Here is a 1,750-nt window from a genome sequence, read left to right as displayed (position 1 = left end):
GGACGGCGTCGACTACGGGGAGATGGCGGTCGTCAGCAGATCGCTTCCCCGGGTCGTCGACACCCTGCTCCCGGCACTCGACGCGGCCGGCGTCCCCGTGGTCGACGCGGGCGCCGAGCTGCCCCCGGCGCACGATCCCGTGGTGGCGGCGCTCCTCCTGCTGGTGAGGTCAGCGCTGCGGGGGGCCGACGGGACGGATGCCGAGCAGACCCTCGCGCTGCTGTCCGGACCCATCGGGCGCGCCGACGCCGTGGCGATGCGCCGGCTGCGGCGCGGCATACGCCGCTCCGGGATCGGCGGTTCCGCTCCGAGCGCGGAGACTCTCCGCGCACTCGTCCTGGCCGAGGGCGACCCGGCGCCGTCCGGGCTCACCGCGGTCGAACTCGCGCCGGTCACCCGCATCCGTCACGCCCGGACCGCCGTGGTGGAGTCGCTACGGGCAGGGGGCACGGTCGAGGAGGTGCTCTGGGAGGCGTGGTCCGCCTCGCGGATGGAGCGGCGGCTCGTCCGGCAGGCCGTCGCCGCGGATGCGTGGTCCCGCTCCGCAGACCGGTCTCTCGACGCGGTGGTCTCCCTGTTCGATCACGCGGCGGACTACGTCGACCGCGTCCCAGGGGGCTCCGTCGCCCTCTTCTGCGATGTGGTGTCGAGGGAGGACCTCCCCGCCCCCCGGCGGGCGGACACCCGCGCACGTGGTGGGGCCGTGACCCTGTTGTCCGCCCACGCCGCGGTGGGGAGGCAGTGGAGATCGGTGGCGGTGTGCGGGGTCCAGGACGGGGTGTGGCCCGCGCCCCGTCGTCGGTCGGGGCTGCTCGGGGTCGACGAACTCGTCGACCTCACGGAGGTGGCGGGCGACGGGCCCCTGCCGTCCGAGGCTGAACGGGCCGCGTCGTCGGCGTCGGCACGGTCGGCCGAGGAGAGACGCCTGTTCTACGTGGCCTGCTCGCGTGCGCGGAGCCACCTGCTCGTCACCGCCGTCGAATCCCCCGAGCAGGGTGACGCCGCCCCGTCACGGTTCGTCGACGAGATCTCGGACCTCGCCACGACCCGGGCGGACCCGGGTGGGACCGGGTCTCATGGCCCGGGTGGCGCCGCGGCGGCCGCGAGCGGTCACGCCCCGACGGTGTTCACCGTCCAGCACCTCGCCGTCGACCTCCGGGCCGCACTGCTCGATCCGTCCACCGACCCGGCGGACGCCGCCCACGCCGCGGGACTCCTGGCCGGGATGCGCGACGCGGGGGTCGCCGAGGCGGACCCCGGCACCTGGTACGGCTCGCGCGGACCGTCCACCGCCGCCCCGGCCTTCCCGGTGGGCCCGGGGCAGCCGTCGGCCGTGCTCTCCCCGTCTGGATTCGGTGCTCTCGAGGAGTGTCCACTCCGCTGGTTCCTGCAGAGGGTCAGGGGTGAGTCGTCCGATCCGGGGTCCGAGGCCGCCCTGATCCGCGGTTCGGTCGTGCACGCGCTCACGCAGGCGGTCGAGGGGGGGATCGGGGAGGACGCGCTGCGGGCGGCCGTGTCCCGGCGGGCCGAGTCGCTCACGCGAGCCCGCGGGTGGTTCGCCGAGCGGGGCGCGGAGTCGATGGTCGGGATGGCGGAGTCGTTCCGGCAGTGGCGACGGGGCACCCGTGACGAGTTCACGACCGCGGCGGTGGAGGAGGCCTTCGACCTGGACGTCCGGGGCGGGGTCCGGATACGGGGGCGTATCGACAGACTCGAGACCACCCGCGCCGGTGAGGTGGTCGCCGTGGAC

At 75.5% G+C, this 1,750-nt stretch carries 1 protein-coding gene; it reads left to right on the top strand.

The genetic code is table 11. The features are described 5' to 3' along the window. Positions 1–22 precede the first annotated feature (22 nt). Positions 23–1,750: PD-(D/E)XK nuclease family protein (locus tag IY392_RS16385; RefSeq protein WP_228549535.1), on the top strand; the 1,728-nt coding region annotated here is incomplete at its 3' end.

Origin of the sequence: Dietzia sp. SYD-A1 (genome assembly GCF_015356725.1) — a bacterium.
Lineage (GTDB): Bacteria > Actinomycetota > Actinomycetes > Mycobacteriales > Mycobacteriaceae > Dietzia.
This window is presented reverse-complemented; position numbering and strand designations above follow the sequence as displayed.